The sequence below is a fragment of the Paraburkholderia guartelaensis genome, from assembly GCF_004353905.1.
Classification (GTDB): Bacteria; Pseudomonadota; Gammaproteobacteria; order Burkholderiales; family Burkholderiaceae; genus Paraburkholderia; species Paraburkholderia guartelaensis.
This window is the reverse complement of the sequence record NZ_SMOD01000029.1, coordinates 102,456-108,467: the sequence shown is the minus strand read 5'-3', so window position 1 is coordinate 108,467 and position 6,012 is coordinate 102,456. Positions and strand designations below refer to the sequence as shown.

At 65.0% G+C, this 6,012-nt stretch carries 6 protein-coding genes; 3 read left to right on the top strand and 3 right to left on the bottom strand.

All coding sequences use genetic code 11. The features are described 5' to 3' along the window. Both E1N52_RS30480 and E1N52_RS30475 read right to left on the bottom strand, forming a co-directional pair. Nucleotides 1-172 (bottom strand): helix-turn-helix domain-containing protein (locus E1N52_RS30480; RefSeq protein ID WP_133186848.1); only part of this gene is annotated, 172 nt, incomplete at its 3' end. Nucleotides 173-414: 242 nt separating this feature from the next. Next, entirely contained in the window at nucleotides 415-1,290 is an 876-nt protein-coding gene (locus tag E1N52_RS30475) for a DUF2092 domain-containing protein (protein ID WP_165979473.1), read from the bottom strand. A gap of 251 nt (nucleotides 1,291-1,541) precedes the next feature. Here E1N52_RS30475 and E1N52_RS30470 point away from each other — a divergent pair, with 251 nt between their 5' ends. Genes E1N52_RS30470 through E1N52_RS30460 form a run of 3 tightly spaced genes read left to right on the top strand, consistent with a single transcriptional unit; the run spans nucleotide 1,542 to nucleotide 5,036 of the window. Beyond that, on the top strand, nucleotides 1,542-2,981 hold the full coding sequence (locus E1N52_RS30470; RefSeq protein WP_133186844.1) for an MFS transporter: 1,440 nt from the start codon (nucleotides 1,542-1,544) through the stop codon (nucleotides 2,979-2,981). Nucleotides 2,982-3,004: 23 nt separating this feature from the next. After that, nucleotides 3,005-4,201, top strand: coding sequence for a CaiB/BaiF CoA transferase family protein (locus tag E1N52_RS30465; protein WP_133186842.1), 1,197 nt, complete (start codon nucleotides 3,005-3,007; stop codon nucleotides 4,199-4,201). A 1-nt stretch (nucleotide 4,202) separates the two neighbouring features. After that, nucleotides 4,203-5,036, top strand: coding sequence for a citryl-CoA lyase (locus tag E1N52_RS30460; RefSeq protein WP_133186840.1), 834 nt, complete (start codon nucleotides 4,203-4,205; stop codon nucleotides 5,034-5,036). 83 nt (nucleotides 5,037-5,119) lie between these two features. Here E1N52_RS30460 and E1N52_RS30455 read toward each other — a convergent pair whose 3' ends face one another. Beyond that, entirely contained in the window at nucleotides 5,120-5,890 is a 771-nt protein-coding gene (locus E1N52_RS30455) for an IclR family transcriptional regulator (protein ID WP_133186838.1), read from the bottom strand. Nucleotides 5,891-6,012: the final 122 nt, after the last annotated feature.

Genomic DNA, 6,012 nt, shown 5'->3' with positions numbered 1-6,012 from the left:
CTTGCGGCCCATGCTCGCGGAGTCGCGCCACCAGCCGCCGGATCTGCCGGGTCGTCAGCCCGAGACGTTCCGCGGCGCGCGTTGGCGTAAGCCTGCCGTCCACCACGTCCTCAATGACCTTGAATCTGTCCAGCTCGCACATCGTCATGGTTATCCGTTCTGTTGCAGCCATCGCAGCTCCGGCGCTGGACCTCCAGCGGCCGGTCAGGCTACGGGCAACTCGAAAGCGGACATTTGAACTTGGCCAAAAGCGGACATTTCTACTTAGCCACTACAAATCAAAAGTTCGATAATTTATCTTATGTTAAATCAGAAAAATCCACAGACGGCTCTGTCTGGCAAGGATTGTCGCCCGTCAGCAACCCGGTCCCGATCGCCCCGCGATCATCGGGACCGGTTGCTCGCGCCGCCCGGTCATTGAGCTTCCTCGAACGAAGGCCGCGCGGCAGCCGGCTCCAGTTCGATTTGCTTCGCCCCGGCTTTCGGATGGAACGCGAACGTCGACGCGGCGAACGACGGCGCCAGATTCCAGTGGTACGTCACTTCGTGTCGGGGCCTCGAAGGCTGAGTCGTGTCGGTGACGACCAGATGGCACGGCAGCGGCCGTCGACCCTGCTCGATCCAGATTTCCCAGTCAGCGCCGCGCTGCTGAAAAGCGTAATGCGTGCACCAGCGCGTATCGATTTTCTCAACGCCGAGCACCTGCGCCGCCGTGATCGCCGCGTTGTCGTCCTTGCCGTTGCCCCAATAGAAAAGCTCCGCGAGCGGCGCTTCGATACGCCAGGTATTCGCGAGTTCGCGCACGAGGCCATCGAGCGTCGGTGGTGCGTCATTGCGTGTGTAAAAGCCCTTCTTTTCGTTGAAGGTCATGAACTCGCGGCCGTCATAGACCAGCCCGCGCACGTTGCCGTTGCCCGTGATTTCGGCGCGCAGCCGGTCGGGGCGCTTGACCTTGAGAACTGTATGGCGCAGCAGCGCGGCGTTCTGGCCGCTATCGAGCACGACGTCGGTTGATGTTTCCGCGTTGACCTCGAAACGGTGCAGCGTGCGCAGATAAGCGCCCATGGCATTGAGCGCGTCGATTGCCTGCTGATCGACGGCGGGCTGTGCGGCATTCGTGGCGGCGGTTCCCTCGACGGTGCCGAGATCGGTGAGCGGCGATGGAACATTCGATTGCGCCTGCGTGTACCCCGCGCTCTCCGGATGGGCACAGCCGCCCAAAGCGATAGCGGCGCCGAGCGACAAGGCGAACGTGGCAGGAACGACTCCGGGAAAAGCGTTCTTCTTCACGACGTCTCCTGACTGAGCATCCGCACAAAACGAAGGGCTGGAAGCAAACGACATGCCCGGCTAGCCACCAGAAGGCGGCCCTATCTAACACGTGACCACCGCCCTCTCCCTGCAGGTGTGTCGCAGTGCTCTCAGTAAAAGCCCTGGTCGGTTGGCTCAACGCCTCGCAGTATCATCGAGCCATATTTTTAGAACGATGTTCTGTTAGATAGAACGAACAGACACGCAAACGAAGAGTTCAGGAGATTCCAATGTCCAGCTTGCCAATCGGAGCGACGCGCGCGCCGCTCCGGGACGATGCCGCCGCGCCCGCGAGTGCGGCCGAGATCAACGCGCGCATCGACCGCCTGCCGGCCACGCGCACCATCTGGACGCTCGTGCTCCTGCTTTCGTTGGGCGGCTGGTTCGAGTTCTACGATCTGTTCTTCACGGCCTATGTCGGGCCGGGCCTCGTGAAAAGCGGCCTCTACTCGACCACTACGGCTTCGTTCTTCGGATTTTCGGGTCTCGGCGCATTCGTGGCGGCCTCGTTCGCGGGGCTCTTCATCGGCACGTTCTGCCTGACGGGTCTTGCCGACCGCTATGGTCGCCGTACCTTGTTCACCGCATCGCTGCTTTGGTATTCGGTTGCGACCTGCATCATGGCGCTGCAGACGAGCGCACCCGGCATCAACTTGTGGCGCCTCATCGCGGGCATTGGCGTGGGGGTCGAACTCGTCACCATCGACACCTATGTGAGCGAACTCGTGCCCAAGCACATGCGCGGCCGCGCGTTCGCGTTCGTGCATCTGGTGCAGTACACGGCGGTGCCGGCCGTCGCGTTGCTCGCGTGGTGGTTCGTGCCGCGCGCGCCGCTCGGCTTCGACGGCTGGCGCTGGGTCGTGATGTTCGGCGCATTTGGCGCGCTCATCGCCTGGGCGATCCGCCGCCGCGTGCCCGAAAGCGCACGCTGGCTCGCCCAGCGCGGCCGCACCGAAGAAGCCGCGCGTATTCTCGCGAGGCTCGAAGCGAAGATCGAAGCACAGCACGGGCGTTTGCTGCCCGCGCCTGTCGTCGAATCGGCCAGCGCGCAAACGCTCGCCAAGGCGCGCTTCGCCGAGATCTGGCAGCCGCCTTACCGCCGCCGCACGATCACGCTGCTCGTGTTCAATCTGTTTCAGGCCATTGGCTTTTATGGCTTCGCCTCGTGGGTGCCGACGCTGCTCGTTTCCAAGGGCGTCACGGTCACGCACAGCCTGCTCTATTCGTTCGTGATCGCTGCATCGAATCCGTTCGGCCCGCTGCTCGGCATGGTGATCGCCGACCGCATCGAGCGCAAGACGCTCGTCGTGCTCTCCGCGCTCGCCATCGCCGTCTGCGGCACGCTGTTCGCCATGCAAACGTCGGCCGGCATGCTCATGTTCCTCGGTGTGCTGATCACGCTTGGCGGCACGCTGCTCTCGGTCGGCTATCACGCGTACCAGGTCGAGCTGTTCCCCACTCGCATGCGCGCCACCGCCGTGGGCTTCGTTTATTCGATGTCGCGCCTCTCCGCGATGTTCTCGGGCTTCATGATCGCTTTCGCGCTGCGCCACTTCGGTGTGCCAGGCGTTTTCGCGCTGATCACCGGCGCGATGATCGTGGTGATGGCGGCCATCGGCATCTTCGGGCCGCGCACGAAGAATCGCGCGCTCGACGATATCTCCCGCTAATTTTTCAATACGAGGCTGTAACCATGCTCCCGTTAGCCGGCGTGCGCGTCCTGGATCTGTCGAATGTGCTCGCGGGTCCGTTCTGCGCCTATCAACTCGCGCTTTTTGGCGCCGAAGTCACCAAAGTCGAGCATCCTGAAGGCGGCGACCTGGCGCGCCGCCTCGGGGCCGACAAGGACGCCGCGGCACGCAATATGGGCGCGTCGTTCGTGGCCGTGAATGCGGGCAAGCGCTCGATCACGCTGAACCTGAAAGACCCGCGCGGCAAAGCCATTCTGCGCGATCTGGTGCGCAACGCCGACGTGCTCGTCGAGAACTTCCGGCCCGGCGTCATGGATCGTCTTGAACTCGGATACGATCAGTTATCCAAAGTGAACCCGGCGCTGGTCTACTGTGCGATTTCCGGTTTCGGCGACGAAGGCGAGCTGTCGCGCCGCCCGGCTTACGACCAGATCATTCAGGGCATGTCCGGCGTGATGAGCGTGACCGGCGACGCGCACAGCGCGCCGTTGCGTGTGGGTTATCCCGTCTCCGATACCGTGGGCGGCCTCACCGCTGCGTTCGGCGTTTGCGCGGCGCTCGTCGACGCGCGCACGAGCGGCCGCGGGCGGCGGCTCGACGTTTCGATGCTCGAAGCGACGCTCGCGACCATGGGCTGGGTCGTGTCGAACTATCTGAACGCCGGGGTCGAGCCCGCGCCGATGGGCAACGAAAATTTCACGGCTGCGCCCTCGGGCACCTTCCGCACCGGCGCGGGCCTGCTCAATATCGCGGCAAACGAAACGCGCCAGTTCGAAAGCCTGTGCGAGGTGATCGGCCGCCCCGACCTGCCGCGCGACGAGCGCTTCTCCGCGCGCCATTCGCGCAAGCAGCATCGCGAAGCGCTCAAGGCCGAGATCGAATCCGCGCTCGCAGCAGACAGCGCGGCCAACTGGGAAACGCGCCTGCTCGAGCGCGGCGTGCCCGTGGGCCGCGTGCTCTCGGTGCCCGAAATCCTCGCGCATCCGCATCTGGCCGAACGGCGCTTCATCCGCGAGTTCGAACCGGCACAGGGCGAAGCCGCGCAACGCGTGACGCGCGCGGGCCTGCGGCTCGCCGATGCCGATGCAGCACCCGCCACTCCCGCGCCGACGCTCGGCGCGCACACGCGCGAAACGCTCGCACAACTCGGTTACGAAGCCGAGCAAATCGACGCCCTCCACCACGACGGAGTGATCTGACATGCCGACGACGAACACCACCACGCCCGATCTCGCAGCCCTTTGCGCCGACTACTGGAGCACCTCGATCATCGACATCCATCCGTGCTCCATCAAGGTGCGCGGCTATCCGATCCAGGAGCTGATCGGCAACGTGAGCTTCCCGCAGATGATCTGGCTGATGCTGCGCGGCGAGCTGCCCGGCGACGAAGAGGCCACGCTGCTCGAAGCGGCGCTCGTGGCCTCGGTCGATCACGGGCCGCATGCCCCTTCGATCGCAATCTCGCGCATGGCCACGAGTTGCGGGTTGCCGATCAACGGCGCAATGGCCTCGGCGCTCAATGCACTCGACGACGTGCACGGCGGCGCCGGCCAGCAGGCGGTGGAACTCTATGCCGACATCGCGGCGCGCATCGTGGCAGGCACCCCGTTCGACGCGGCAGTCGAGGCCGGCGTAGACGAGTTCATTGCCACTCACGGGAAGTATCTGCCGGGCTTCGGCCATCGCTTTCATCCCGTCGATCCGCGCGCAGGACGGCTGCTCGCACTCGTCGACGCACGTGTGGCGTCCGGTACGATCAAGGGCCGCTATGCCGCGATTGCGCGCGGCATCGAAGACTTGCTGAAAAAGCGCAAGGACCGGCCCGTGCCGATGAACATCGACGGCGTAACGGCCGTCATCTACGCCGAACTGGGCTTTGCGCCCGAACTGGCGCGCGGCGTGTTCTGTCTCTCGCGCGCTGTGGGTATCCTTGCGCACGCATGGGAGCAGCGCGGGCGCGGCGAGCGTAACAAGGGACCCATGCCGCGCCAGATTCCGTATGCCTATACCGGCGCGCCGGAGCGACATCTCTAGCAGTCCTGATCAATGCACCGTGAAAGCGCGCACGTGCAGGCGGCGCCTCGCGCCCGCCGCGTTTGCGCTAGCCGCGCGCGGCTTCAGGCGTCCTGACGTGCGTGCGCGGCGTGCGCACGTTGGGCGGCGCGCAGCGCGCGCGAGTCGCCGCCGAGCGCGTCGGTAGCGCGTATCGCGCACTCGAACAGCGCGTCGAGATAACGCTCGACGAACGCCCCGTCGATGCGCGAACTCGGCCCGGCGAGCGTGAGCACGCCACGCAAGGCGTCGTGAACGCCGAACACGGGCATCGATACGCCTGCGGTCTCGCGGTCGCGCTCACCGATCGAGATGCAGTAGAAGTCGTGACGAATGCTCTCGAACGGCTCGCCCGGTTCGCCGCCGAATGCCAGCAGCGCGTGGCCGCCGGATCCGCTTTCGAGCGGCAGCACGTCGCCCTCGCGCACATGGTGGCGCACCACATGATGTGAATCGACGCGATGCAGGCACACGCGCACCGCGTTGTCGCGCACGTAGAACGAAACGCTTTCCCCGCTCGCGGCGGCCAGTTCTCGCATGAGCGGCAGCAGAATATCGCCCATGTTGAGGCTGCGTTGATAGAGCGCGCCCAGCGCGAACGTGGCGGGGCCGAGCTGGTAGCGTCCGTCGTCGAGGCGCAGCAGCAGGCGATGCTGAATTAGCGCGCCGGCCAGCCGCAGCAACGTGCTTTTATAGAGGCCCGTGCGCGCCGCGAGTTCGGCGAGCGTGAGCGCGCTGTCTCCGGGGCGAAACGCGAACAGGATGGCACACGCGCGGTCGATGACGGCGACGCCTTCTTCTTTCTTGACCGTACCAGCCGGGTCTTGCGCGGGCATGAATGGAAAACGTGGGGATTGGGAGTGCGTTCGATTTTACGCGACTTGCCGCCTCCCGGGTGCAGCTTCCCCACCCTCACCTTCGCTTCCACCACTGCTATTCGATGCACGCGACGTGCGCG

Bases quoted from the DNA above. Each gene is read 5' to 3' on its own strand.
- E1N52_RS30470 (WP_133186844.1), top strand. From the start codon at position 1,542: ATGTCCAGCTTGCCAATCGGAGCGACGCGCGCGCCGCTCCGGGACGAT.
- E1N52_RS30465 (WP_133186842.1), top strand. From the start codon at position 3,005: ATGCTCCCGTTAGCCGGCGTGCGCGTCCTGGATCTGTCGAATGTGCTC.
- E1N52_RS30460 (WP_133186840.1), top strand. From the start codon at position 4,203: ATGCCGACGACGAACACCACCACGCCCGATCTCGCAGCCCTTTGCGCC.
- E1N52_RS30455 (WP_133186838.1), bottom strand. From the start codon at position 5,890: ATGCCCGCGCAAGACCCGGCTGGTACGGTCAAGAAAGAAGAAGGCGTC.